The sequence below is a fragment of the Pseudonocardia autotrophica genome (assembly GCF_003945385.1).
GTDB lineage: Bacteria > Actinomycetota > Actinomycetes > Mycobacteriales > Pseudonocardiaceae > Pseudonocardia > Pseudonocardia autotrophica.
Window position 1 is genome coordinate 5956034 of record NZ_AP018920.1, and the last position, 26435, is coordinate 5982468.

The following is a 26435-nucleotide window of genomic DNA, read 5'->3' on the forward strand; positions in this document are numbered from 1 at the left end:
ACGACAGGGCCCCCGCAGCGGATGCTGCGGGGGCTCGATCGGAATGACGCGGAGTGCCTCAGGCCGCGGCGGGCTGCTTCTTCGCCGCCAGCCGCTCGAGGCGCCGGGTGGTGGGCCAGCGGACGTTGGTCGCCCAGCCCGCCTTCTCGAAGCCGCGGATGACCACGGCCGAGATGTCGATCTGACCCTTCTTCACACCGTGCCGGGCGCAGGTCGGGTCGGCGTGGTGCAGGTTGTGCCAGGACTCGCCGAACGACAGCACCGCGAGCCACCAGACGTTCGCGGACTTGTCGCGGGAGGCGAAGGGGCGCTCGCCCCAGATGTGGCAGATCGAGTTGATCGACCAGGTGACGTGGTGCAGCACCGCGACCCGGATCAGACCGGCCCAGAAGAACGCGGTGAACGCGCCCCACCAGGACATCGTGACCAGTCCGCCGATCAGGGCCGGGCCGGCCAGGCTGAAGACGACGATCAGCGGGAAGGCCTTCTCGACCTTCATGATGTCGCGGTCCTCGAGCAGGTCCGGCGCGAACCGCTTCATGTTCGTGAGGTCGCGGTTGAAGATCCAGCCCAGGTGCGAGTGCCAGAAGCCCTTGACCAGCGCCTTCGCGCCGGTGCCGTAGAGCCACGGCGAGTGCGGGTCGCCCTCCTTGTCGGAGAACGCGTGGTGCCGGCGGTGGTCGCCGACCCAGTCCAGGACGCTGCCCTGCAGCGAGATGCTGCCGGCGATCGCCAGCGCGATCCGCAGCGGGCGCTTGGCCTTGAACGAGCCGTGCGTGAAGTAGCGGTGGTAGCCGACCGTCACCCCGAGGCCGCTGACGGCGTAGAAGACCGCGAACAGCGCGACGTCGACCCAGCCGAGACCCCAGCCCCAGGCGAGCGGGACGGCCGCGAACAGCGCCAGCGTCGGGACGATGACGAACACGGCCACCAGGAACGCGGCACCCGGGGGGCGCCTGCCATCGGTGATGGGAGCGGGTCCACTGCGGGTGCTGGTGTCCGGCGGTGCGGCCTCGAGCGTCATGACTCCATGACACCTGTGCGGCCGGGTCCCCGGCAGTGCGGCTAACCCCCCTATCGCGCTTCGGGTTCGACCGCGCGGATACTTGACCCGCGAGTAACTTAGGACTAGTCACATGTTGTGAAGCTCTCCACGATGCTGCCCTACGGCGACGACCCGATCCGCAACGCGGAAGCGGTCACGGACATGGAACGGGCCGGCCTCGACGTCGTCTGGGCCGCCGAGGCCTACAGCTTCGACGCCGTGTCGCTGCTCGGTTTCCTCGCCGCCCGGACCGAACGGGTCGAGATCGGATCGGCGATCCTGCCGATCTACTCCCGGACCCCGACCCTGACGGCCATGTCGGCGGCCGGCCTGGACGCGCTGTCCGGCGGCCGGTTCAATCTCGGCCTCGGCGCCTCCGGCCCGCAGGTGATCGAGGGGTTCCACGGCGTTCCCTACGACAAGCCGGTCGGCCGCACCCGGGAGATCATCGACATCTGCCGCAAGACCTGGCGCCGGGAACGGATCACCAACGAGGGCCTGTACCCGATCCCACTGCCGGAGGGGCAGGGCACCGGCCTCGGCAAGCCGCTCAAGCTGATCAACCACCCGAAGCGCGCGGACATCCCGATCTGGGTCGCCGCACTCGGCGACAAGAACCTGGAGATGACGGCCGAGCTGGCCCAGGGCTGGCTGCCGCACGTCGTCCTGCCGGAGAAGATCCAGGAGGTGTTCGGCGACGCGCTCGCCGCCGGTTTCGCCAAGCGCGCACCCGAGCTGGGCCCGCTGCAGATCACCGGCGGCGGGATCTGCGCGCTCGAGGAGGAGATGTTCGAGCCGGCCCGGCAGGCCGCCCGCGGCATGTACGCCCTCTACATCGGTGGAATGGGCGCCCGCGGCCGGAACTTCTACAACACCGTGTTCGCCCGGCAGGGCTACGCGGACGAGGCCAAGATCGTCCAGGACCTCTACCTGGACGGCAAGAAGGAGGAGGCGATGGCCGCCCTCCCCGACGACTTCATCGACAAGGTCTCGCTGATCGGCCCGGAGAGCCACGTCCGCGAGCGGATCGCGGCGCTGCGCGAGAACGGGATCACCCACCTGCACGTGAACCCGATGACGAGCGATGTGAACGGCACCTTCGAGAAACTCAAGTCCTGGATCTCCTGACCGGTCCACGCGGGAGCGGAGCCCCGGCTCCGCCCCCGCGAATCCCCTGGACAACCCTGCTCCGTTCGGCCCAATGACGGGGGCCGCGTCACGGCCCGTATCCGCGCCGTAGAGAATGTGTGACGTCGTCCACGGTTACCGCGCTCAGGGCAACCTCCCGGTCGCAGTGACCTCCGTGACATCACGAGGAGGAGCGCGACTTGCTGGAGTTGGCCATCCGGACCTCCGACGAGCCGATCTCCCCCGGGCAGTACCGCCACACCGCGACACACGCCTGGTGGATGGGCACCTGGTTCGCCGACGACGAGCTGTGCGTGCACTACTCGGAGCATCTGCTCCAGCAGTGGACGCCGGTCGACCCGCGCGCCGACTGGCTGCTCGACCGTGAACTCACCGGCCAGGTCCGGTGGCTGTCCGGCGACGGCGCGGCCGCCGTCGAGAGCGGGTTCCGGATCGCCGACGCCTGGCCCACCGGGCGGTTCCGCGCCCCGCACGGCGACTTCTACGCCGAGCTGCACGGCAACCGGCCGGTCGCCCGCCCCGGCTCGTGGTCGAACCCGACGCCCGGGTTCCTGGCGACATTGCCGCAGGATCCGGCGGCGATGCTCCGGCGCCTGATCGAGGACAGCCCGCCCGGCCGGGGCTACACCGGGCCCTTCCCGAGCGCGGTCGACGCGCTGCGCACCTGCCGGGTCCCGGCCGAGCTGCGTTCGGTGATCTACACCGCACTGCGCACGCTCCCGGCGGTCGAGCTCGGCGAGGCCGTGAACCTCGACGGCGAGCGGCATCCGGCGCTCGTGCACGACGACGGCCCGGTCCGCACCGAGCTGCTGATCTCCCCGGTCGACGGGCAGTACGCGGGCGAGCGGGACACCGTCCGCCGGGTCGCACGGGTCGGTCCGCCGGTCGGCACCGTCGTCGCCGAGTCGACCGTCCAGACCTCCGTCGTCGACGTGCTCGGCTCACCACCCGGCTTCTGAATCGTGTCGCGTACCGGTTCCGCCGAGAAGGATCACGGGACTATCACGAACTGCGACCCGCCGCACTGCCCTCACTCGCCCGGAGGGGACTAACCTGGTGGCCGGTCGCGACAAATCGAGCAGCTAACAAGGCGGTTGACGCAGAGTGTCATCGAGCAGTACCTCCCATCCGGCGGGCGAATTCGGTCCCAACGAGTGGCTCGTCGAGGAGATGTACCAGCGCTTCCAGGAGGACCCGTCGGCCGTGGACGCGGCCTGGCACGAGTTCTTCGCCGACTACGGCAAGGACGGTGAGCAGCGCCCGGCATCCGGTGATTCCGCCGACGACACCGGCGCGACCGATGCCGCGTCCAACGGTGCCGCACCGAAGGTGAGGCCCGGCGGGGTCACCCGTGGCTCGGCCACCGAGGACGACGAGGGCGACGACACCGCGTCGGCCCCCGCTCAGAAGGCCGTCGAGAACGGCACCAGCACGACCGGCCGGGCCTCCCGTTCGCGCGACGTCCCGCCCCCGGTCACGCCGAAGGCCGAGCCGCCACCCGCCGAGGAGCGGCTGCGGACGGCGAGTTCGCCGTCGTCCAACGGCAGTGCGAAGCCGGCGGCGGGCAGCAGCGGCTCGAAGGCCGCGAAGCCCAGCCAGGACGGGGGTGGCGCGACCACCACCCCGCTGCGTGGCGCCGCGAACGCCATCGCCAAGAACATGACCGCGTCGCTGCAGCTGCCGACCGCGACGAGTGTGCGCGCGGTGCCGGCCAAGCTGCTGGCCGACAACCGCATCGTCATCAACAACCACCTCAAGCGGACCCGCGGTGGCAAGCTCTCGTTCACCCACCTGATCGGCTACGCGCTGGTCAAGGCGCTCGCCGACTTCCCGAACATGAACCGGCACTTCGCCGAGACCGACGGCAAGCCGACCGTGGTCACCCCCGAGCACGTCAACCTCGGCCTGGCGATGGACATGCCGGGCAAGGACGGCAGCCGCACGCTGATCGTCGTGTCGATCAAGGGCTGCGAGAACATGTCGTTCGCCCAGTTCTGGTCGGCCTACGAGGGCATGGTCCGCAAGGCCCGGGACGGCAAGCTGACCGCCGAGGACTTCTCCGGCACCACGATCAGCCTGACCAACCCGGGCACGCTGGGCACCAACCACTCGGTACCCAGGCTGACCGTCGGCCAGGGCGCGATCATCGGCGTCGGCGCGATGGAGTACCCGGCCGCGTTCCAGGGCGCGTCCGAGGAGCGACTCGCCGAGTTCGGCGTCAGCAAGATCATCACGCTGACGTCGACCTACGACCACCGGATCATCCAGGGCGCCGAGTCCGGCGACTTCCTGCGCCGGGTGCACCAGCTGCTGCTCGGCGAGAGCGACTTCTACGACAACGTCTTCGCCTCGCTGCGGGTCCCCTACGAGCCGATCCGCTGGGTCCAGGACTTCCCCGAGGGCGAGGTCGACAAGACCGCCAGGGTGCTGGAGCTCATCGAGTCCTACCGCACCCGCGGCCACCTGATGGCCGACACCGATCCGCTCAACTACCGGCAGCGCCGGCACCCCGACCTGGACGTGCTGAGCCACGGGCTGACCCTGTGGGACCTCGACCGCGACTTCGCGGTCGGCGGCTTCGGCGGGCAGACCCACATGAAGCTGCGCGACGTGCTCGGCCTGCTGCGGGCGTCGTACTGCCGCACGATCGGCACCGAGTACATGCACATCGCGGATCCCGAGCAGCGCAAGTGGCTCGAGGAGCGGATCGAGGTACCGCACGTCAAGCCGGAGGCGAGCGAGCAGAAGTACATCCTGTCCCGGCTCAACGCCGCGGAAGCGTTCGAGACCTTCCTGCAGACCAAGTACGTCGGGCAGAAGCGCTTCTCGCTGGAGGGCGGCGAGACCGTCATCCCGCTGCTGGACGCGGTGCTCGACAAGTCCGCCGAGAACGAACTCGACGAGGTCGTCATCGGCATGCCGCACCGTGGCCGGCTGAATGTGCTGGCCAACATCGTCGGCAAGCCGATCAGCCAGATCTTCCGCGAGTTCGAGGGCAACCTCGACCCGGGCCAGGCGCACGGATCCGGTGACGTGAAGTACCACCTCGGGGCCGAGGGCAAGTACTTCCGGATGTTCGGCGACGGCGAGACGACGGTGTCGCTCACCGCGAACCCGTCGCACCTGGAGGCCGTCGACCCGGTGCTCGAGGGCATCGTCCGGGCCAAGCAGGACCTGCTCGACAAGGGCGACGGCGGTTTCACCGTGCTGCCGGTCCTGATGCACGGCGACGCCGCGTTCGCCGGCCAGGGGGTGGTCGCCGAGACGCTGAACCTGGCGCTGCTGCGTGGGTACCGCACCGGCGGCACCGTGCACGTCGTGGTCAACAACCAGGTCGGGTTCACCACCGCGCCGGAGCACTCGCGTTCCTCGCAGTACTGCACCGACGTCGCGAAGATGATCGGCGCGCCGGTCTTCCACGTGAACGGCGACGACCCGGAGGCCTGTGTCTGGGTCGCCAAGCTGGCCGTCGAGTACCGGCAGCGCTGGAACAACGACGTCGTGATCGACATGATCTGCTACCGGCGCCGGGGCCACAACGAGGGCGACGACCCCTCGATGACGCAGCCGTCGATGTACGACATCATCGACGCCAAGCGCAGTGTCCGGAAGATCTACACCGAGTCGCTGATCGGCCGCGGCGACATCACGATGGACGAGGCGGAGCAGGCCCTCAAGGACTTCTCCAACCAGCTCGAGCACGTCTTCAACGAGGTGCGCGAGCTGGAGAAGACCCCGCCGGTGATCTCGCCGTCGATCGAGGACGTGCAGCAGGTCCCCTCCGACCTGGACACCTCGATCCCGCTGGAGATCCTGCACCGGATCGGCGACGTGCACGAGACGCTGCCCGAGGGCTTCGCCGTGCACAAGCGGGTCGAGCCGGTGCTCCGGAAGCGGTACACGATGTCCCGCGAGGGCAACATCGACTGGGCGTTCGCCGAGCTGCTCGCCATGGGTTCGCTGGCCGTCGACGGCCGGCTGATCCGGCTCTCCGGCCAGGACTCCCGGCGCGGCACCTTCGTGCAGCGGCACTCGGTGCTGATCGACCGCAAGACCGGCGCCGAGTACTTCCCGCTGCGCAATCTGGCCGAGAACCAGGGCCGGTTCCTGCCCTACGACTCGGCGCTCTCGGAGTTCGCGGCGGTCGGCTTCGAGTACGGCTACTCGGTCGCCAACCCCGAGGCACTCGTCATGTGGGAGGGGCAGTTCGGCGACTTCGTCAACGGCGCCCAGTCGATCATCGACGAGTTCATCTCGTCCGGTGAGGCGAAGTGGGGCCAGCTGTCCGACGTCGCGCTGCTGCTGCCGCACGGCCTCGAGGGCCAGGGTCCCGACCACAGCTCCGGGCGCATCGAGCGGTTCCTGCAGCTGTGCGCCGAGGGCTCGATGACGGTCGCGCTGCCCTCCGAGCCGGCGAACTACTTCCACCTGCTCCGCCAGCACACCCTCGACGGGGTGCGCAGGCCGCTGGTGGTGTTCACGCCGAAGTGGATGCTGCGCGCCAAGCAGGTCGTCAGCCAGGTCTCCGACTTCACCCACGGCCGGTTCCGCCCGGTGATCGACGACCCGGAGCACCGCGAGAAGAACGGCCCGGTCACCGACGTCGATCGCGTTCTGTTCTGCAGCGGCAAGATCTACTGGGAGCTGGCCGCGGCCCGCGACAAGCGGCGCAAGAACGGTGACACCTCGGTCGACGGCGTCGCGCTGGTGCGGGTCGAGCAGCTCTACCCGATGCCGATCGACCAGATCACCGAGACGCTGGAGCGCTACCCCGAGGCCGGCGACATCCGCTGGGTCCAGGAGGAGCCGGCGAACCAGGGCTCGTGGCCGTACTACGGCCTGGAGCTGCCGCAGAAGCTCCCCCAGCTGCAGGGGCGCTTCACCCGGGTGTCCCGGCGGCGGATGGCGGCCCCGGCCGCCGGTTCGTCGAAGGTGCACGAGGTCGAGCAGGCCGAGCTGATCGACAAGGCGTTCTCGAAGAGCTGATCCGCGCAGGCGTCCGACGGCCGGGCACGGTGCACCGTGCCCGGCCGTCGGCGTCTACCCTGACGGGCGTGTACTTCACCGACCGCGGCATCGAGGAGCTCGTCGACCGTCGGGGCGACGAGCAGGTCAGCATCGAGTGGCTCGCCGACCGGCTGCGGGCCTTCGTCGACAGCAACCCCCAGTTCGAGACGGCCGTCGAACGGCTGTCCAGCTTCCTCGCCCGGGACGACGCCGACGACGAGTAGACACCGCCCCGCGGGTCAGTCGGTGTTGCGGCGCAGGCGGAACAGCCGGCGGTCGCCGGAGGCACGCAGCTCCTCGAGTGCCTCGTCGGCCGCCCGCTCCAGCTGGTCGTGCCGGGCCGGATCGGCCCGCTTGTCCGGCCGCGGCCGCGGCTTGCCCGGCTCCTCCACCGACCACAGCACCTGCAGCGCCGCCTCCCAGCGCAGCTCGAACATGCCGCGCCCGAGGGTGACCCGCTCGGTGGCCCTGACCAGCTCGCGATCGCGTTCCCGCAGCTCACGGCGCAGCTCCTCGGCCCGCGCCGCGTCCTGGGCGCGCAGCTCGCCCACCGCGTCGGCGAGCCCCGCGACGACCTCCCGGTAGCGCTCGACGGGGTCACTCATCCGTCGTCCCCCCACTCGGCGAGGATCACCAGTTCCGGACGCGACCGGCGGGCCCGGTCGAGCAGCAGACCCCGCCCGCGCGAGGGCTGCCACTCCGGCGGAGGCCCGCCCACCAGCGGGCCGAGATCGGCGCCCTGGACCCCGGTCGCGATCCAGGCGCCCAGGTCGTCGACGGTCGCGCCGGGCGGTGACAGCAGTGCCTTCAACCGTTGCGCCCCACGCCACCAGCCGAGCAGGTGTACGCCCGCCGCGGGCCCGTGCCGCAGCACGGCCCGCAGGCCCTCGGTGCCGCCGAGGCTGAGCAGCGACTCCGCGGCGTCCGCCCCGAACAGCACCGGCACCAGCGGCGGATGGTCACCGGTGCCGTCGCCGGAGCGGTCCTTGACCTCGGCGGCCAGCGCGGCGATCCGGGACGCGATGTCCGCGGCCGGGACGGTCTCGCACGGCGCCGGTATCCGCGCGGCGAGCTCCGCCGCGTACCCGACGGCCTCGGAGACCAGCGGGAACAGCACGAACCGGGTCCGGTCGTCGCGCCGCAGGAGCCCGGCGGCGAGCGACTCGGCGGCCGAGCACAGCAGCGGGGCCGCGACCGTCGCGTCCGGCCCGATCACCCCGATGTTGCGACCCGGCGAGTCACTCAGCTCGACCGTGGCCGGGGTGCCGTCGACGTCGACGTACTGGCCGAGCAGCGCGCGCGGCGGTCCGTCGTCGGGCAGCGTCGCGACCAGCGCCTTGTGCGAGGGGGCGCGGGCACCGTCGAACACCACCGGCTCGCGGTCCGGCGGGTGCGCCGCGAAGGCGGCGTCCTGCACCTCGCGGACCAGCGGGCCGCCCGCCTCCGGGACCCGCACGACCTGATTGCCGTGCACGACACCGGAGTCGTGGTTCACCACCGCATGCCAGCGCGGGATCGTCATCGGCAGCTCGTTCTCCAGCGCCAGCACCCGCCGGGCTCGGGGCAGCGCGAGCCGCAGCACGAACTGCTCGAAGATCGCCGGGCGGCCCCAGAACGCCTCGATCCCGGAGACGTCCTGGCTGGCCAGCACCAGGTGCACGCCCTGCGAGCGGCCGCGCCGGGCGACGTCCTCGAGCAGCGCTGTCGCCTCGGCGGTGACCGCGTCGCGCCCGCTGAACAGGAACTGGAACTCGTCGATCACCGCGACGATCCGCGGCAGCCGCGCCGCGGCGCCGGTGACGCCGCGCTCGGCGAGCTCGTCGCGCAGCTCGGCGAGCTTGGTGGCGCCGTGCCGGCGGGCCTGCTCGGCCCGCACCCGCATGGTCTCGGCCAGGTGCCGCAGCAGTGCCAGGCCGAACTCGCGGTCGGTGTTGATGTTGACGCCGATCAGCCGGGCCTGCGGGAGCCAGCCCGCCCGGTTGCCGTCCGGATCCGGGGCGAACTGGGCGAAGGACACGCCCTCCTTGAAGTCGAGCAGGTAGAGCTCCAGCTCGTCCGGTGGGTAGCGGGCGGCGAGCGCGGAGATCCAGGCGAGCAGCAGGTTCGTCTTCCCGGATCCGCTGGGCCCGCCGACCAGCGCATGCGGTGAATGGTCGTCGAGGGAGAGCCCGGCCGGGATGCCGTCCTCGTACCCGACCGGCGCGTACAGCCCGTCGCGGGAGTTCGCGCGGCCGCGCCGGTCGACCGGCGGGAGCAGATCGGCGAAGGCGCCGAGCCTGCCGCGCCACGCCTCGTGCGCGTCGGCGAGCTGATGGCAGGTGTCGGTCACCAGCTCTGCGCGCAGCGGCGGATCCGGTTCGACGACGACGTGTGGCCCGGTCAGCGAGGTGCGCGCGGCCGCGGGGCCGTCACCCCCGTCGAACTCGACCGACTCGACCGGGTTGCGCAGCGCGACCGGGATGTCGAGCAGTACCAGCACCACCCCGGCGGCGATACCGCCGCGCGCCACCCGTTGCAGCTGGCGGTGCTGGTCCTCGGGCAGCGGGGTGCCGTTACCGGCGAGTACCGCGACCAGCCACGGCTCCGGCCGCTCGTCACCGCGCTCGGCCAGCTCGCGCAGCGAGGAGTAGCCGGCGGCGAGCACCCGGGTCTGCACCCGGCGGATCCGGTCGGCGAGCTGGTCGAGCAACGCCTCCAGACGGGTCGGGTCGTGCACCGTCAGCAGGCCGGTGCGGGTCAGCGGGTAGAGGCCGGGCAGCGCGCCGGCGAGCTGCCCGACGTCCCACACGTGCACGCCGACCACGCCGGGCCGGAAGTAGCGCAACACCCGCAGCAGCAGCGTCTCGACCATCGACTCCGCCTGCTCACGGGTCTGCGGGGTCGAGGTGATCTGCAGGTGGGCACCGTCGAGCAGCGGCACACCGACCCGGAACGGCGCGCCACCCTCCACCGATCCGGTGCCGAGCTGCCACATGGTGGGAACCGGGCCGGTGCCCTCGGTCTCCCCGGCGCCGGACGGCCAGGTCCGCGGATCCTCTCCCGCCACACCGGGTGCGGCATCGGCGACGATCCCGGACAGCAGCTCCGGCGAACCGCCCTGCCAGCCGTCGAAGGCGTGCGCGCGGTCCTCGGCGACCCGCGCGACGGCGTCGGCCAGCCTCGGGTTGTCCAGCACCGTGCGCAGGGCGGGATCACGCTGCGCGGCGTCGTATCCGGTTTCGCGCAGCCAGAGCTCGGCCATCGACTCGGCGTGCGCGCGAACCGCCCGGTCCCGGCGCACCTCGGCGGCGCCGAGCGCGACCGACGCCGCCATGTGGAACCGGTCGAACGCGGCGCGGACGCGGTCGCGCCGCCCCCGTCGTCCCACCATCGCGCTCAGGCCCGGACGACGCGGACCGGAACCGCGTCCCTCACAGCCGGGCGGTGATGTCGTCGGCGGCGTTCATCGCGACGTGCACCGCCTGCTCGACCTCGTCCACCTTCGCCGCGGCCGCGGCGAACAGCGCACGGGCCTGCTCGGCGTCCTGCTGGGCGGTGCCGTAGGTCTGCTGGGACAGCGCGGCGCCCGCTTCCTCGATCGCGTTCCGGACGTGACGCAACGCGCCCAGGCTCTCGGTGGCCCGCTGGTTCGCCGCCCCGATACCGGCCCGGACCTCGTCGATGTTCGCCATTCCGCCCTCTCCGCGCGTACGTCGTCCGGCGGCCGGGGCACCGGCCGCGGGTGTCTGCCGAATCTATCGCCGGACGGTCCCCACCATGGTGAGGCGGCCACCCGCGACACGCCACCGCTCGTCGGGCGAGGCCGGCGCTGCCGCCAACGGTACGGCCGGGCCGGCGCGGACCTCAGTGGGCGGTGACCTCGGGCTCGATCCGCACGGTGTCCCCGCGCCGGACGGTGCCGGGCACCTCGATCCGGGCGTAGCACCCGGCACACGGCAGCACTCCGAAACCCTCGACCGCGACCCGGTTGCGCTGCGCCGGGCCGCGCAGGGCCTCCGGGGCGCGCGGGATGTCGCCGTGTTCCAGGGTCGGCACCACACAGCGCGGGGTGGGCAGCGTCGGCACCAGCCGCACCCCGCCGATCGTGACGGCCCGGCCGAGCCAGTCGTTCTCGACGAACGCGGGCGTGCCCGGCGGGGTGGCGACGACGATGTTGGGCCGGTAGCGCAGCGCGTCCACGCCGAGCGCGTCGAGTGTCGCCGTGCTGATCAGGTGCACCGGCGAGTGATCGACGAACCGGCCGCCTCCGGTGCCCTGGGCGATCTCCAGCAGCGGTGCGTCGATCTCGGCGTCGAGCCCCCTGACCAGGATGTCCTCCGGGTCCGGACGCTCCACGACGGCACCGTCCGGGCGCGCCCCGCTGACCACGACCTGCCGGCCCAGCAACTCCGACAGCGGGCCGGCCGCCGCCCCGGCGGGCACGGTACGGCCGTCGGGCAGGGTCACCCGCACCGAGTGGCCGCTGCCGGCGGACCGGCACCGCAGCAGTGCCCGCCAGTGCCGCGGCTGCTTGGCCGTCGCGACCCGGCCGTCACCGGCGTCGAGCAGGGCGAACTCCCGGTCGCCGATGACGCCGTCGCCGTCGCACTCGAACGCCGCCAGCTCCTCACCGAGCATCGACTTCACCGGGTAGCGGTACAGCGCCGCCACGCTCGCGACGTCGGTCACGCCCCGCCTCCGGTGATCTGCCTGCGCTCCAGCCAGTCCGCGGCGACGGTGCGCAGTGCGGGCTTGTCCGGCCCGGCGGCCTCGACGTTCATCGCGAGCAGCTCCTCGGTCGACAGCTCGGCGGAGATCCGGTCCAGCACGGCCCGGACCTCCGGTGAAGCCTTCCGCTCGGAGAGCACCGGCACCACGTTCTGCGCCGAGAAGTTCTCCGCGGGATCGGCGAGCGGCACGAAGTCGTTCTGCTCGAGGGCCGGATCGGTGGTGAACAGGTTCGCGGCCTGCACCGCGTCGCTGCCCAGCGCGGCCACTGTGAGCACTCCGCCCGAGTCGAGCGAGCGGTAGTCACGGAACGCGCAGCCGTAGTTGCGGGCCAGGCCCGGGATCCCGTCCGGGCGGGTCTGGAACTCCGGCCCGCCACCGAAGGTCATCTCCGGGCAGTGCGGGGCGAGATCGGCGATGGTGCGCAGACCCAGCCGATCGGCGGTCTCCCGGGTGACGACGACGGCGTCCTTGTTCTCCGCCTCCGACCGCTCGCCGAGCACCAGCCCGGCCGGCAGCGCCCCCTGCAGCGCGGTGTAGACCTCGTCCGGTTCGACCGCGGTCGCCTCCTGATCGAGGTAGGTCAGCAAGGCCCCGGAGTAGTCCGGGATCAGGTCCACCGAGCCGTCCTGCAGCGCTGGGAAGTACGCCTCCCGCGAGCCGATCGCGACCGGGTTCTCCACCTGCACCCCGGCGTCGCGCAGCGCGAGCGCGTAGACCTCGGCGAGCAGCTGGGACTCGGTGAAGTTGCCGGAGCCGATGGCGATCACGTCCGGATCGGTGTCGGCGCCGCCGGCCAGCGGATCGCCGCCGCAGCCGGTCAGCGCGAACGCCGCCACCAGCAGGGTGGCCAGTACCTTCTTCATGCCGCGTTCGCCTCCCCGCTCCGGACCAGGCGCAGCGGGGCGCGCCGGGGCCCGGCCCGCTGCTGCAGGCCCGGGGACACGATCAGCCGCTGCAGCCCGCCGAGCACCAGATCGGCGACGACGGCGAGCGCCGCCACCAGGATCGAGCCACCGATCATGGCGCCGAAGTCGCGCTGGCCGAGGCCGTCGATGATGAACCGGCCGAGGCCGCCGATGCCCACGTAGGCCGCGACGGTCGCCGTCGAGACGACCTGCAGGGTGGCACTGCGGATACCGCCGACGATCAGCGGCAGGGCGTTGGGCAGCTCGACCTTGCGCAGCACCTCCGGGCCGCGCATGCCCATCCCGCGCGCGGCGTCCACCACGGCCGGATCGACGTTGCGCACCCCGGCGTAGGTCCCGGCGAGCAGCGGCGGCACGGCGATGATCACCAGTGCGATCAGCGGCCCGAGCAGGCCCAGGCCGACGAACAGGAACAGCAGCACCAGCAGGCCGAGGGTGGGCAGCGCGCGCAGCGCGTTCGCCAGCCCGACGACGATCACGCCGCCCCGCCCGGTGTGCCCGATCCACGCGCCCAGCGGCAGCGCGATCGCCATCGCGATCAGCATGGTCAGCGCGGTGTAGCCGAGGTGCTCGGCGAGCCGGACCAGGATGCCGTCCGGCCCGGTCCAGTTCTCCGCGCTGAACAACCAGCTGAGATAGCTCATCGGTCCGCCCCCGTCCGGCTGCGCTGCGTCGCTCGCTCCCAGGGGGTGAGCAGCCGTCCGAGCAGCACCAGCAGCCCGTCGACCACCAGCGCGAGCAGCAGGACCAGCACGATCCCGGCGATCGTCTGCTGCGGGATCTCGCGCTGGAAGCCCTCGGTGAACATCTTGCCCAGACCGCCGAAACCGATCACCGAACCGACGGTGACCAGGCTGATCGCGCTGACCGCCGCGACCCGCAGCCCGGCCGTGATCACCGGGACCGCCATCGGGAGCTCGACGGCCAGGAACCGGCGCACCGGGCGGTAGCCCATCGCCGTCGCCGAGTCGACGATCCGGTGCGGCACCGCGGAGAGCCCGTCGGCGACCGTGCGGACCAGCAGCGCCAGCACGTAGACGGTCAGCGCGATGATCACGTTGATCGGGTCCAGGATCCGGGTGCCGATGATCGGCGGGAGGAACACGAACAACGCCAGCGACGGCAGCGTGTAGAGGAAGCCGGCCGCGTTCAGCGTCAGCGTCCGGCTCCAGGACCGCCGGTTGGCGAGCCAGCCGAGCGGGATCGCGAGCAGCAGCCCGATCAGCACCGGGATCAGCGACAGCACCAGGTGCTCGCGGGTGAGCTCCAGGACCAGCGCGGAGTTGCGGAAGACCCAGTCCATGCCGGCCCCCTACGCCGCGGAGTCGTCGCGGGCGGCGGGCAGCGCGGCCAGCACCGCGTCGGCGGTCACCGATCCGGCGACCCGGCCGTCGGCGTCGACCGCGACACCCTGACCGGACGGTGAGGACAGCGCCGCGTCGAGTGCCCCGCGCAGCGAGCCCGAGCCCACGGCGTACAGCGACCCGCCGGGGACGATCCCGTCCTCGGTGACGACGCCGTCGCCCGCCTCGACCCAGCCCAGCGGACGCCCGGTGTCGTCCAGCACGACCGCCCAGCCCGAGTCCGGCCGCCGGTCGCCGACCGAGAGCGTCTCCAGGCTGCCGAGCGGGATCGTCGCGGAGGTGAGGAACCCCAGGCCGCGGTAGCCGCGGTCGCGGCCGACGAAGGAGTCGACGAAGTCGTCGACCGGGCGGGACAGCAGCACACCGGGCTCGTCGTACTGGGCGAGCTTGCCGCCCACCCGGAACACCGCCACCCGGTCGCCGAGCTTGATGGCCTCGTCGATGTCGTGGGTGACGAACACGATCGTCTTGCCGAGCTCGGACTGCAGCCGCAGCAGCTCCTCCTGCAGGCTCTCCCGGACCACCGGGTCGACCGCGGAGAACGGCTCGTCCATCAGCAGCACCGGCGGATCGGCGGCGAGCGCCCGGGCCACACCGACCCGCTGCTGCTGGCCGCCGGAGAGCTGGCTCGGGTAGCGGCTCGCCATCGCGGTGTCCAGGCCGACGGTCTCCATCAGCTCCATCGCCAGGTCCCGGGCGGCCCGCCTGCCGGTGCCCAGCAGCATCGGGACGGTCGCGATGTTGTCGACGACGGTCCGGTGCGGGAACAGCCCGGCCTGCTGGATCACGTAGCCGATCCCGCGGCGCAGCTCGGCGGGATCGGCGGCGAGCACGTCCTGGCCGTCGACCCGCAGCTCACCGGAGGTCGGCTCGACCATCCGGTTGATCATCCGCAGCGAGGTGGTCTTCCCGCAACCGGACGGCCCGACGAACACCGTGATCCGACCCTGCTCGGCCACCAGGTCGAGCTCGTCGACGGCGACCGTCCCGTCCGGAAAGCGCTTCGTGACGCCCCGGAACTCGATCATCGCGGGCTCCCCCTGCCCTCGTCGGCCCCCCGTCCGGCGGCCGTCTGTCGGGGAACGTTATCCCGGACCACCGACAGCGGCGACCGCTCGCGCCGCTACCAGGCCCCGGGGGTCCCGCCGGGCGGGGTACCGGTGGTGGCGGGCGTCGGGAGCCCACCGCCGCGCAGCACCCGGTGCAGGTCGTCGGGGCGCAGCGAGCGGGCGAACAGCCAGCCCTGGAAGGCGTTGACCCCGAGCCCGCGCAGCACGTGGAACTGCTCGGCGGTCTCGACGCCCTCGGCGACGGTCGCCCGCCCCATCGCCCTGGCCACCTCGACGACGGCCCTGGCCAGCGCGAAGTCCGCCGGATCGGTGCCGACCCCGGTGACGAACGCGCGATCGACCTTGACCGTCTGTGCGGGGAGCTCCTTGAGCCGGGCCAGCGAGGAGTAGCCGGTGCCGAAGTCGTCGACGGCGAAGCGGACGCCGCGGCGCACCAGCTCGCTCATCGCGTCCAGCGCCGGGCGCGGCAGCGCGACCAGGCTGGTCTCCACGAGCTCGAGCACCAGCTGGTCCCAGCCCAGTCCGGAACCCTCGACGACGGCGGTGACCTCGTCGAGGAAGGCGGGATCGGCGGGGAGCAGCCCGGCCAGGTTCACCGCGACGGCGATCCGCTGACCGTGCCGCGGCCAGGTGGCGGCCTCGGCGGTGGCGGTGCGCAGCACCCACAGGTCGAGATCACGCTGCAGGCCGCTGCGCTGCGCGACCGGCAGGAACTCGCCAGGGGAGACCTCCCCGTGCACCGGGTGCGACCAGCGCAGCAGCGCCTCGGCGGACAGCACGGTGCCGTCCGGCGCGACGACCGGCTGGTACTCCAGGCGCAGCGCGTCCGACTCGATGGCGGCGCGCAGCTCGGCCTCCAGCTCGAGCTGCCGGCAGGCCGGTCCGACGGTGCCGCGATCGGCGATCCCGACGGTGCCGCGGCCACGCTGCTTGGCCTGCTGCACGGTGATCTCCGCGGAGCGCAGCAGGTCGTCACCGCGCGGCGGGTGCGGGCCCGCGGGCACCGCGTCCGGGGTGGCGACGCCGACCGATGCGGTCAGCGTGACCGGGCGACCGCCGACGGTGACGGTGCCCCGCAACAGCTCCGCGACGGTCGCGCCGAGCGCCTGCGGGCCGCCCACGGTGTCGACGTCGACGCAGACGACGGCGAACTCGTCCCCGGCCAGCCGGCCGGCGGTGCACAGCGACGGGAGGTCGCGCTGCAGCCGGCCGGCGAGCTCGACCAGCAGGGTGTCGCCGTCGGCGTGCCCGAGGCCGGTGTTGACCCGGGCGAAGTCGTCGACGTCGCCGACGACGACCGCCACCCGGGGGGCGTCCGGGCCGGCGAGCGCCCGGTCGGCCAGCTCCAGCAGGCCCGCCCGGTTCGGCAGCCGGGTCAGCGGATCGACCGTGTGCGCCTCGCGCAGCACGTCCGCGGCCCGCCTGCGCTCGCCCACGTCGGTCACGACGAGCAGCCAGAACGGCCTGCCGTCGTCGGACGGGGCCGCGTTCACGACGACCTCGCAGTCCACCCGGGTGCCGTCGGCGCGCAGCAGCGGCAGCGAGTCGATCCGGTAGGTCGACTCCTGGTCCGACGGCGCACGCAGCCAGTCCGGCAGGCCGTCGCGGTCGCCGGACTGCGGCTCCGCGGACAGGCTGCGGGCCGGGACGCCGCGCAGGGTCTCCAGATCGGCGTCGAGCAGCCGGCACAGCGCCGGGTTGGCGTCGACGATCCGGCCGCGGCCGTCGAGCATCGCGACACCGGTGGTGATGGTGGCGACCAGCTCGGCGAACCGCTGGCCGGAGCGCTGCGCGCGGGACTCGGCGCGGCGCCGGTCGGTGACGTCCTGCACGGTGCCGATCAGCCGCAGCGGCGCGCCACCGGGGGTGCGGTCGATCCGGGTCCGGCAGGACAGCACCGAGCCGCCCTCGGGACGGATCTCCGAGGAGTGCGCGGGACGGCCGGGGCTCGACAGCTCGTCCGGGCCGCGGCGCAGCAGCCGGCAGACCCGCTCGACCTGCTCGCCCTCGATCGGCCCGTCCACGCCGTCCGGGCGGACGCCCAGCGAGCGGTACAGCTCGACCAGGCCCTCGCTGCGGGTGAGCGTGCCCGCCTGCAGGTCGAAGGTCCAGGTGCCGGAGCGGGTGGCGCGCTCGAGGTCCAGCGCGGGTGCCTCGTCCGACGGGGCGGCCGTCGCGTCCGGGAACGCGGTGAGCAGCACGACGCTCCGGTTGCCGGGCTGCGGCCAGCGGACCACCTTCACCCGGGCCAGCCTGCGGTCGGCGCGGACCAGCCGGGCGTCGGAGTCGGGACCGACGAGCAGCTGCGGCAGCTTCATCCCTGTCGGGTCGGCGGACCCGGCGAGCCTGCGCAGCGCGGCGTTGGTGTGCAGCACGATCCCGGAGGCGTCGCAGAGCAGCGCCGGCGACGGCGGGAGCTGCACCGCCGAGTGGTCGGCCGGATCGAGACCGGGCTCGGGCCGCGCGGTGGGTGCCGCCGGCTGCGGCCGGCGCGCCGCGGGTGTGGGACGCGGGGTCGGGCGGGGCCTGCCGAACGGCGGCTCACCGAATCCGGCCCCGTCCGGCCCGCCGGACGTGGTGTCCGGCGCGAGCCGCCCGCCGAGCGCTGCGGCAGTGGCGTCCGGGTCCGCCACGGCAGGCCGCTCGCCGAGCTGCCCGAGCTCGGGCCCGACACCGTCCGGGCCGTGTTCACGAGGTCCGGCGACGCCCCCGGCCGGGACCGCCACCGCGCCGGCGACGGCGAGATCGGCGCCGGCCGGGGCCTCGACGGCCGCGTGCGCCCCGGACGGGTGCTCCGCGTAGGGCTGCTCGCCGTAGGGCTGCTCACCGTACGGGCCGGGGTCCGCCGCGGCGCGGGGCCGGGAGGCCCGGGTGCCGCCCGGGCCGGCGAACGCCCGCGCGAGGTCACCGGCCAGCCCGGCGGGTCGGTCCGCGTCGCGGGACCCCCGCGACACCGGCTCGGCACCCGGTTCGCCTGCGGCACCCTGGGACGCACCACCCGGACGATGTCCCGCCCGCGGTTCCACCTCGGCCACGCCGGCCTCCGTTCCGTTCGGCAGCTCCACCGACTCAACGAGACACCGGGCCGGGGGATCCGGCCCGGTAGTCCGATCGAGCGACTCGGCACAGCGGGTAATTGCGCCGATCAGCCTAGCCGGTACGGCTCATTGCCCTTTCACCGTTGGCGACTAGGTATCCCTTGACGGCGAAGGGGTCTATTCGCTCGGCGAACGGTGGCAGGAAAGTTGACCTACAGTGAACAACCGCTCACAGCGGGGCGTGCCGCTCGGCGCAGCGACCGTATGAGCACGCTGTGTGATCTCGGTTGCACCGCGTCATCAGCATCCGGCACCCGCTGCGGCCGCCCGGGCCACGGCGGCAGCGACCGCGGGCGCCACCCGCGGGTCGAACGGTCCGGGGACGATGTTGGTCGGGGACAGCTCACCGGCGACCACATCGGCGATGGCGGTGGCCGCGGCCACCTTCATGTCGTCGGTGATCCGCCGGGCGTTCGCGTCCAGCGCCCCCCGGAAGATCCCCGGGAACGCCAGCACGTTGTTGATCTGGTTCGGGAAGTCGCTGCGCCCGGTCGCGACGATCGCCGCGTGCCGCGCGGCGACCTCCGGATGCACCTCGGGATCCGGGTTGGACAGCGCGAACACCATGCCGTCGGGGGCCATCGTGGTCAGCAGCTCCTCCGGCAGGGTCGCGCTGGACAGGCCCACGAACACGTCCGCACCGGCCAGCGCCTCGGCGATGCCGCCGGTCACCCCGCGCGGGTTCGTCACCGCGGCCAGCTCCGCCTTCATCCCGCCCCGGCCGGCGTCCACGACACCCCGGGAGTCGAGCAGCACCACGTCCGACGCCCCGGCCGCGAGCAGGATCCGGGCGCACGCGATCCCGGCAGCGCCCGCCCCGGAGATCACGATCCGCAGGTCACGCAGGGCGCGGTCCTGCACCCGGCAGGCACCGTTCAGCGCCGCCAGCAGGACGACGGCCGTGCCGTGCTGGTCGTCGTGCATCACCGGGCAGTCGAGGGCCTCGATCAGCCGGCGTTCGAGCTCGAAGCAGCGCGGTGCGGCGACGTCCTCCAGGTTGACGGCACCGAAGGTGGGGCGCAGCCGGACCAGGGTCTCGACGATCTCGTCGACGTCGGTCGTGTCGAGCACCAGCGGGATCGAGTCCAGCCCGGCGAACGACTTGAACAGCGCCGACTTGCCCTCCATCACCGGCAGCGACGCGCGCGGGCCGATGTCACCGAGGCCCAGCACCGCGGTGCCGTCGCTGACCACGGCGACCAGCCGGTGCGCCCAGGTGTAGCGGGCCGCGAGGGCGGCGTCGTCGGCGATCGCACGGCACACGTCCGCGACCCCGGGCGTGTAGGCGATCGACAGGTCACGGGCATCGGCCAGGGGCGTGGTCAGACCGGTCGCCAGCTTGCCGCCCTCGTGCGCGCCGAACACCTCGTCCCGCGCGGGCGATGTGGTTCCGGGCCGATCCTGGGCGAGCGTCATCGAAGACTCCATACGGTGAGGTACCTGAGCGGCGCCGAACGGGCGGCGCCTGCCGTTGCACCGGAGGCCGCGGGGTCGTCGACCGGATCTCGGTGCCGGACGGCCATCCCGGCGGCCGGTGCCGGATGCGGCACCGCGCCGGGACTCGGCTGTCGGGTCTGTCGCGGAGTCTAACCGGGACACCGGCGGGTTCCGGCCTCCCGCGCCGCCGGAGTGGGCACGGGCACAGGACGCGCGTACGGCTCGCCGGCTCAGCCCAACGGCACCGGGGTGACCTCCGGCAGCGGCCGCTCCCCGACGGCGGGCAGCTCGGTCAGCGGCATCCCGCGCGGGGTGAACCCGGAGTTGCCCGGAACCAGGTCGACCGACCCCACCGGACCGAACGCGGCGGCGTACCCCAGCGCCTGCGCGATGTCGGTGACCCCGTTCGTGGCGGTCGGCAGCATCAGGCTCGACAGCACCCCGAACGCACGCCCCTGCGCGTCGACGTAGCCGGAACCGGAGTCACCGGGAACGCCCGGCGGCAGCGTCCCGACGACGTGCGTCCGCGGCCCCTCCGGCCTGCCGAAGGACACGCCCTGCTTGAACGGCGTCGGCGCGAGCTGGTTCGGCTGATAGCTGTAGACGCGGTCACCGCTCGCGGTGCCGCCCGCGTTCAGCCCGACCGGGCCGCCGAATCCGGGCACGGTCGGGTCGGCGACCGCTGCGGCGCTCGGCCCGAGCTCGATCAATGCGAAGTCGTTGTAGAGGCAGAGCTGCGGGTCGCTCTCACCGCGCTCCTGCATCACCACCCAGGAGTTGTAGGCGACCCGGCCGGCATGCACGGTGCCGTCCCGGCCCACGATCCCGACCTCGGTGCCGTGCGGCTGGACCGGCTCCACACAGCCGTCGATCGAGGACCGCGCGCTCTCCGCCGCCATGCAGTGCGCGGCCGTCCCGAGATAGAGCTTCCCGGCGGGGATGCTCCGGTGCACCGGCCCGTCGTCGTCCCGGTGTCCGTCGGCCGCCCCGGCCGCGGTGTAGAGGAAGTTCGCGGTGCACAGCTCCGCTCCCCCGGCGACCGGGGTGGCGATCTGCACGCCGGGACCGACCCCGGCGGCGGCCTGCTCCGGCGCCGCGGCTGCAGGAACCGCCGAACCCAGTGCGGCAGCAGGAACCGCCGAACCCAGTGCGGCGGCGAGTGCCAGACCGGCCGCGGTGCCGAGCCCGGCGATCCGCCGTGCGAGCCGGCGGGGGTGCTGCGACATGTCACTCCTCGGGAACGGGCGGGAACGGGGCGGGAACGGCCCCATCTCACCCGACGGAGCGGCCGCGACGCGGCTGCGCCACGGCCGACGACCCGGACGAGTGGCACGGCGACCCGTCCGGGCGACCCGCGGGGCCGCGCACGAACCCTCCGGCACCTGGCGGGCGGTAGCGTCGGCGATCGTGAGCGACGACGACCCGAACGGCAGGATCCTGCTGCTCCGCCACGGCGAGACCGAGTGGTCACGGACCGGGCGGCACACCGGACGCACCGACATCGGGCTCACCGACGACGGGCGGGCCGCCGCCGGCGCGGTGCGCGACGCCCTGGAGCTGGTCCGGCACGCGGCACCGCCGGCCCGCGTCCTCTGTTCCCCGCGCACGCGCGCGCGAGACACCGCCGCGCTCGCCGGGCTCACGGTGGACGCGATCGACGACCGGCTCGCCGAATGGGACTACGGCGACGCCGAGGGCCGCACCACGCCGCAGATCCGCGAGACGCTGCCCGGCTGGACCATCTGGAACGGCCCGTGGCCGGGCGGCGAGACACCGGACGACGTGTGTGTCCGGGCCGACGCCGTGCTCGCCGAGTCGCGTGCCCTGCTCGGCGACGGCGACGTGATCCTGGTCGGGCACGGCCACTTCTCCCGGGTGCTGACCGCGCGCTGGATCGGGCTGCCCGCCACCGGTGGGGTGCACGTCGCGATGGATCCGGCCGGGGTGACGGTCCTCGGGTTCGAGCGCGGGGTCCCGCGCCTCGACCACGTCAACCAGCGCCCGACCCGGAGCGAGCGGTGAGCGGCGTCCGCCCCGCCGGCCCCGGTGATGTCCCGGCCGTCGTGCGGCTGGTGCACGAGCTCGCCGAGTACGAGAAGGCCGCCGACGAGTGCCTGCTCACGGGCGACCAGCTGCACACCGCGCTGTTCGGCCGGGACCCGTCGGCCACCGCACTGGTCGCAACCACCGGCGACGGCACGGTGGTGGGCACCGCGATCTGGTTCCGCACCTTCTCCACCTGGGAGGGGGTCGCCGGGATGCACCTGGAGGACCTCTACGTCTCCCCCGCGCACCGCGGTGACGGGCACGGCCTGCGACTGCTCGCAGCGCTGGCCGCCGAGTGCACGCGGCGCGGCTGGGCCCGGCTGGAGTGGAACGTGCTCGACTGGAACGCCCCGGCGATCGGCTTCTACCGCTCCATCGGCGCCGGGCCGAACGAGGGCTGGACCACCTACCGGCTCACCGACGGCCCGCTCGCGGCGCTCGCCCAGCGGTCCGGCTAGCTCCCGGGCTCGTCCTCGCCCAGCGCCCAGCGCCGGGACTGCTCGCTGATCAGCATCATGAAGGTGAACAGCACGAGGAGCCCGCAGACGATGCCCCAGAGCAGCTGCCGGGACGGCCCGAGCAGGCTGTACACGACCGGGAGCAGCAGCAGCTGCACCACGATCGCCGGGGTGCGGCAACCGTGCAGCCCACGGATCAGGCCGTACCCGATGCCGACGACGGCGCCGCCCATCAGCAGGAAGATCCCGGACTCGGCGAGGCCGTAGTACAGCCGGGGGCCGCCGGCCTCGACGGCCCGCACCCCCAGCACGACGGCGACGACCACGCCGACGATCCCCTGCAGGGCGACAAGCAGGCCGGACACCTTCACGTTCTCCGGAACGCGCGGCGCGGCGGGGACGTCGTTGCGCTGCTCCTCGGCCACAGCCCGAGGATAAGCAGTGTCAACCGCCCGGCCCCGCCGGGGAGCCAACCGCCCCGGCACCGCCGGGGAGCCAACCGCCCGGCACCGCCGGGAACCGACCGCCCGGCCCCGCCGGGGAGCACCGGTCGTTACAGTCGGCCCGTGCGCGCGCTGCTCGTGGTCAACCCGCAGGCCACGTCGACGACGGCAGCCGGGCGGGACGTACTGACCAAGGCGCTCGCCAGCGAGCTGAAGCTGGACGTGCTGCAGACCCGCTACCGGGGGCACGCCGCGGAGGCCACCGCGTCGGCCGTCGCCGACGGGGTCGAGCTGGTGGTGGCGCTCGGCGGCGACGGCACGGTCAACGAGGTCGTCAACGGGCTGCTGGCCGCACAGACCGGCACCGGGAGCGGACCGCCCCGCCCCGACCCGGACGCCACCGCGATGCTGGCCGTGGTGCCCGGCGGCTCGGCGAACGTCTTCGCCCGTGCGCTGGAGATGCCGCGCGACCCGGTCGAGGCGACCGGCCACGTGCTGAGCGCGCTCGCCGCACGGCGCCGCAGGCTGGTGGGCCTGGGCCACGCCGACGACCGGTGGTTCACCTTCAACGCCGGCATGGGCTGGGACGCCGAGGTCGTCGCCGCCGTGGAGCGGGCCAGGGCCCAGGGCCACGAGGCCAGCCCCGGCCGGTATGCGCTCACCGCGATCCGCCAGTACCTGGCGCAGCTGCACCGACCACCGTCGATGACGGTGCAGATCCCGGGGGCGGCACCGCTGGGCGGCGTGCGGCTGGCGTTCGTCTCGAACACCGACCCGTGGACCTACCTCTCCGGCCGCGCGGTCCGGACGAACCCGCGCTCGTCGTTCGGCAGCGGACTCGGGCTGTTCGCGCTGACCGGCCTGAGCCCCAGGACGATCGCGGCCACGCTGCGTCAGATGCTGGCTGCCGACGGTGACCCGCACGGCAAGCACGTCGTGCGGCACGACGCGGTCCCCCAGGTCAGGATCACCTCCGATCGCCCCCTCGCGTTGCAGCTGGACGGCGACCACCTGGGCGAGCGGACCGACGTGGAATTCCTGAGCGTGCCGGGAGCGTTACGCGTCGTCGTATGAGAGGGGCGGTTCGTCGCGCCCTGTGCGGGCGCTCTCACACGCCGGAGTGAGCAACCCCGCCATTCACCGATGTGAGCGGACCGTCGGTCCCGTTGGGGCTTACACCAGCCCAAACCGGTGATCCAAGGTGGTCCCTACGCAAGCGGGAGACCCCAGGCAACGCCGCCAGGGGGGTGTCGGGTACTACACGGGATTCGGGTGGCCGTTTCCGTGTCCGCCAGGGACACTGGTTCGAGGAACCGGCCCGTTGTTGGAAGTTCGGGGCACCGGTCTGTCGTGCGGGAGTGGCTATGAGGCCGCTCACGTATCCGAAAGGCAGTTTCCCGTTGAGGACCGCCGGAGCTCGTGAAAGTATTCACAAGCTCCGAAACACGGACGTAACAGATGACGATCGGCGCGACCCCGATCGCGCACCAGAGGAGAAAGTAATCATGGACTGGCGTCACGACGCGATCTGCCGCGACGAGGACCCGGAGCTGTTCTTCCCGGTTGGCACCAGCGGCCCCGCCCTGATGCAGATCGCCGAGGCGAAGAGCGTGTGCCGGCGCTGCCCGGTCACCGAGTCGTGCCTGCAGTGGGCCCTCGAGTCCGGCCAGGACGCGGGTGTCTGGGGCGGCATGAGCGAGGACGAGCGGCGCGCCCTGAAGCGGCGCAGCACCCGTCCGCGCGCCCACACCGCCTGATCGCACGGATCGAAGAACACACGAAGTAGCTCCCCGACCTCGGGCCCGTAGCCGGACGCCACCGGCCACGGGCCCGAGGTGCGTTCGGGGTGATCTGCCACCCCACATGACCTGTCCACCACGGTGCCGGCGCGACCACGGCACCGGGATCAACGGTCACAGGTCGAGGGTATCCGGTGCCGCTGCGGCCCCCGTTCACGCCCCGGGTCACCCGCAGTGACCGTTGCAGTCACCCGGCGCACCACACCGACCGCCCGGGGACGATCCGGCCCACGCCCGTTGCGCCGCCTCCGGCCCTGACGGGCCGCCCACCGGTCGCTCGGGGCGGGGCCGACGGCGCTCACCAGCCGATCAGGCGCCGCCCAGCGGAAGCCGGATCAGCGCCACCGTCCCGCCACCGTCGCGCGCGGAGACGCTGATCGTCGCCTCCAGCTCCGAGCTCAGCAGGGTGCGCACGATCTGCAGGCCCAGTCCCTTCGACTGTTCGAAGTCGAAGTCCGCCGGCATCCCGTGCCCGTCGTCGGCCACCGACACCTCGAGCCGGCTCGCCGAGCGGTTCGGGCTCACCACGACCTCGCCCGCAACACCCGGGTCGTAGGCGTGCGCCAGCGCGTTGTGCACCAGCTCGGCCAGCACCAGCACCAGCGGGGTGGCCTTGGCCGCGGGCAGCGCACCGAAACCGGCGTCCACCCGGACCCGGGCGCGCGACTCGGTGGTCGCCCCGTCCCGGATCGCGGGCAGCACCTTCGGCAGCAGCTCGTCGAGCTCGACGACCTCGGCCACCGAGTAGGCCAGCGCCTCGTGCACCAGCGCGATCGAGGTGACCCGGCGGACCGACTCCTCCAGCGCCCGGCTGGCCTCCGGGTGCTCGCTGCGCCGGGCCTGCAGCCGGAGCAGCGCCGCGACGGTCTGCAGGTTGTTCTTCACCCGGTGATGGATCTCGCGGATGGTGGCGTCCTTGGACATCAGCGCCGCGTCCCGGCGGCGCAGGTCCGTGACGTCGCGCACCAGCACCAGCGCGCCCGCGGCATCCCCCCGCGGGCGCAGCGGCAGCGCCCGGATCAGCATCGTCGCCCGCCGCCCCTTGATCTCCATCCGGCCGGACGGAACCCCGGCCAGCGCGTCGGCGATCCGGGTGGCGACGTCCTTCGCGTCGAACGGGTCGAGCACCAGCGCCTTGGACACCGCGGTCAGATCGGCCCCGGCGACGTCGCTGGCGTGGCCCATCCGGTGATACGCCGAGAGCGCGTTCGGGCTGGCGTAGGCGACGTTGCCGTGTGCGTCCAGCCGGACCAGGCCGTCGCCGGCGCGCGGGCTGCCCTCGGCGCTGCCGGGCGGCCCGGACTGCGGCGGGAACGTGCCGTCGACGATCATCTGGCACAGGTCCGATGCGCTGCCCAGGTAGGCGATCTCCAGCGGGGAGGGCACCCGGGGCGTCGACAGGTTCGTGTCCCGGGACAGCACGGCGACGGTGCGGCCGTGGTAGCGGACCGGGATGGTCTCCCGGCGGACCGGCACCTCGAGGTGCCAGCGCGGGTCGTCGTCGCGGCAGATCCGCCCCTCCAGGACCGCCCGGCGCAGCTGACCGACCTCCACCGGCGCGGCCCGGCGGCCGACGACGTCGTCCGGGTGCGCCGTGGGTGCGGTGGTCGGCCGGGCCTGCGCGACGCACAGGAACTGGGCGGTGGAGGTCCGCGACGATCCGTCGCCGACCGGGGCGGCGGCCGCGTGCAGGTCGTCCAGCGGGACCCACAACAGGAAGTCGGCGAACGACATGTCGGCGAGCAGCTGCCACTCACCGACCACCCGCTGGAGGTGATCGGCGGTCTCGCCGTCCATCGTCGTGTGCTCGGCGAGCAGCTGGCTGAGCGTGGTCACGGTCGTCCATCCCACCACATGCGAGAATCACTGCCACGAGCTCCCGC

At 73.1% G+C, this 26435-nt stretch carries 22 protein-coding genes; 8 read left to right on the forward strand and 14 right to left on the reverse strand.

Features of this window, described 5'->3' with window-relative positions:
• Nucleotides 1–58: 58 nt before the first annotated feature.
• Nucleotides 59–1024 carry an acyl-CoA desaturase gene (locus Pdca_RS27550; RefSeq protein ID WP_166665864.1) on the reverse strand — a complete coding sequence of 322 codons (966 nt, stop codon included), beginning with the start codon at nucleotides 1022–1024 and terminating at the stop codon, nucleotides 59–61.
• A gap of 117 nt (nucleotides 1025–1141) precedes the next feature.
• Between Pdca_RS27550 and Pdca_RS27555 the strand changes: the two genes are divergently transcribed.
• The 4 genes from Pdca_RS27555 to Pdca_RS35830 all read left to right on the forward strand — a co-directional run bounded on the left by Pdca_RS27555 (nucleotide 1142) and on the right by Pdca_RS35830 (nucleotide 7425).
• Nucleotides 1142–2173 (forward strand): LLM class F420-dependent oxidoreductase, encoded by a 1032-nt coding sequence (locus Pdca_RS27555; RefSeq protein ID WP_085912907.1) that lies wholly within the window; start codon nucleotides 1142–1144, stop codon nucleotides 2171–2173.
• 200 nt (nucleotides 2174–2373) lie between these two features.
• On the forward strand, nucleotides 2374–3153 hold the full coding sequence (locus Pdca_RS27560) for a hypothetical protein (protein WP_085912906.1): 780 nt from the start codon (nucleotides 2374–2376) through the stop codon (nucleotides 3151–3153).
• Between the two features lie 145 nt (nucleotides 3154–3298).
• Nucleotides 3299–7180, forward strand: a complete 3882-nt coding sequence (locus Pdca_RS27565) for a multifunctional oxoglutarate decarboxylase/oxoglutarate dehydrogenase thiamine pyrophosphate-binding subunit/dihydrolipoyllysine-residue succinyltransferase subunit (protein WP_085912905.1) — start codon at nucleotides 3299–3301, stop codon at nucleotides 7178–7180.
• A gap of 68 nt (nucleotides 7181–7248) precedes the next feature.
• A complete protein-coding gene (locus tag Pdca_RS35830) occupies nucleotides 7249–7425 on the forward strand; it encodes a DUF6104 family protein (protein ID WP_085912904.1) in 177 nt (58 codons plus the stop codon).
• A 15-nt stretch (nucleotides 7426–7440) separates the two neighbouring features.
• Here the strand turns inward: Pdca_RS35830 and Pdca_RS27570 are convergent, their stop codons facing one another.
• The 11 genes from Pdca_RS27570 to Pdca_RS27620 form a co-directional block, all read right to left on the reverse strand.
• Nucleotides 7441–7806 (reverse strand): hypothetical protein, encoded by a 366-nt coding sequence (locus Pdca_RS27570; RefSeq protein ID WP_085912903.1) that lies wholly within the window; start codon nucleotides 7804–7806, stop codon nucleotides 7441–7443.
• Nucleotides 7803–10571 (reverse strand): FtsK/SpoIIIE domain-containing protein, encoded by a 2769-nt coding sequence (locus Pdca_RS27575; protein ID WP_085912902.1) that lies wholly within the window; start codon nucleotides 10569–10571, stop codon nucleotides 7803–7805. The genes Pdca_RS27570 and Pdca_RS27575 overlap by 4 nt, the downstream gene beginning before the upstream one ends.
• A gap of 40 nt (nucleotides 10572–10611) precedes the next feature.
• Nucleotides 10612–10872, reverse strand: a complete 261-nt coding sequence (locus Pdca_RS27580; RefSeq protein WP_085912901.1) for a hypothetical protein — start codon at nucleotides 10870–10872, stop codon at nucleotides 10612–10614.
• A 172-nt stretch (nucleotides 10873–11044) separates the two neighbouring features.
• Nucleotides 11045–11869, reverse strand: coding sequence for an MOSC domain-containing protein (locus Pdca_RS27585; RefSeq protein WP_232021236.1), 825 nt, complete (start codon nucleotides 11867–11869; stop codon nucleotides 11045–11047).
• On the reverse strand, nucleotides 11866–12774 hold the full coding sequence (locus Pdca_RS27590) for an ABC transporter substrate-binding protein (RefSeq protein WP_085912900.1): 909 nt from the start codon (nucleotides 12772–12774) through the stop codon (nucleotides 11866–11868). Before Pdca_RS27590 ends, Pdca_RS27585 begins: the two co-directional genes overlap by 4 nt.
• A complete protein-coding gene (locus tag Pdca_RS27595) occupies nucleotides 12771–13481 on the reverse strand; it encodes an ABC transporter permease (RefSeq protein ID WP_085912899.1) in 711 nt (236 codons plus the stop codon). The genes Pdca_RS27590 and Pdca_RS27595 overlap by 4 nt, the downstream gene beginning before the upstream one ends.
• Complete coding sequence (locus tag Pdca_RS27600; RefSeq protein ID WP_085912898.1) at nucleotides 13478–14140, reverse strand: ABC transporter permease; 663 nt, start codon at nucleotides 14138–14140, stop codon at nucleotides 13478–13480. The genes Pdca_RS27595 and Pdca_RS27600 overlap by 4 nt, the downstream gene beginning before the upstream one ends.
• A gap of 9 nt (nucleotides 14141–14149) precedes the next feature.
• Nucleotides 14150–15229, reverse strand: a complete 1080-nt coding sequence (locus Pdca_RS27605; RefSeq protein ID WP_085912897.1) for an ABC transporter ATP-binding protein — start codon at nucleotides 15227–15229, stop codon at nucleotides 14150–14152.
• Between the two features lie 95 nt (nucleotides 15230–15324).
• The gene (locus Pdca_RS27610; RefSeq protein ID WP_125911591.1) at nucleotides 15325–18306 is read right to left on the reverse strand and encodes a GGDEF domain-containing phosphodiesterase; all 2982 of its coding nucleotides are present in this window, start codon (nucleotides 18304–18306) and stop codon (nucleotides 15325–15327) included.
• A gap of 303 nt (nucleotides 18307–18609) precedes the next feature.
• The gene (locus tag Pdca_RS27615; protein ID WP_085912895.1) at nucleotides 18610–19785 is read right to left on the reverse strand and encodes an NAD(P)-dependent malic enzyme; all 1176 of its coding nucleotides are present in this window, start codon (nucleotides 19783–19785) and stop codon (nucleotides 18610–18612) included.
• A 251-nt stretch (nucleotides 19786–20036) separates the two neighbouring features.
• A complete protein-coding gene (locus Pdca_RS27620) occupies nucleotides 20037–21032 on the reverse strand; it encodes a hypothetical protein (protein ID WP_085912894.1) in 996 nt (331 codons plus the stop codon).
• Nucleotides 21033–21210: 178 nt separating this feature from the next.
• Here Pdca_RS27620 and Pdca_RS27625 point away from each other — a divergent pair, with 178 nt between their 5' ends.
• Together Pdca_RS27625 and Pdca_RS27630 are read left to right on the forward strand one after the other, a co-directional pair.
• Nucleotides 21211–21828, forward strand: a complete 618-nt coding sequence (locus tag Pdca_RS27625) for a histidine phosphatase family protein (protein ID WP_085912957.1) — start codon at nucleotides 21211–21213, stop codon at nucleotides 21826–21828.
• Nucleotides 21825–22310, forward strand: coding sequence for a GNAT family N-acetyltransferase (locus Pdca_RS27630; protein WP_085912893.1), 486 nt, complete (start codon nucleotides 21825–21827; stop codon nucleotides 22308–22310). The genes Pdca_RS27625 and Pdca_RS27630 overlap by 4 nt, the downstream gene beginning before the upstream one ends.
• Here Pdca_RS27630 and Pdca_RS27635 read toward each other — a convergent pair.
• Nucleotides 22307–22735, reverse strand: coding sequence for a hypothetical protein (locus tag Pdca_RS27635; protein WP_085912892.1), 429 nt, complete (start codon nucleotides 22733–22735; stop codon nucleotides 22307–22309). The two genes, Pdca_RS27630 and Pdca_RS27635, sit on opposite strands and share 4 nt — an antisense overlap.
• 141 nt (nucleotides 22736–22876) lie before the next feature.
• On the opposite strand from Pdca_RS27635, the gene Pdca_RS27640 reads away from it, so the two are divergent.
• Together Pdca_RS27640 and Pdca_RS27645 are read left to right on the forward strand one after the other, a co-directional pair.
• Nucleotides 22877–23827: a diacylglycerol/lipid kinase family protein gene (locus Pdca_RS27640; RefSeq protein WP_085912891.1), complete on the forward strand. Its 951-nt coding sequence runs from the start codon at nucleotides 22877–22879 to the stop codon at nucleotides 23825–23827.
• 431 nt (nucleotides 23828–24258) lie between these two features.
• Nucleotides 24259–24510, forward strand: a complete 252-nt coding sequence (locus tag Pdca_RS27645) for a WhiB family transcriptional regulator (RefSeq protein WP_010225812.1) — start codon at nucleotides 24259–24261, stop codon at nucleotides 24508–24510.
• A gap of 351 nt (nucleotides 24511–24861) precedes the next feature.
• On the opposite strand, the gene Pdca_RS27650 is transcribed toward Pdca_RS27645, so the two are convergent.
• Nucleotides 24862–26388 (reverse strand): sensor histidine kinase, encoded by a 1527-nt coding sequence (locus Pdca_RS27650; RefSeq protein ID WP_166665865.1) that lies wholly within the window; start codon nucleotides 26386–26388, stop codon nucleotides 24862–24864.
• Between the last annotated feature and the right edge of the window lie 47 nt (nucleotides 26389–26435).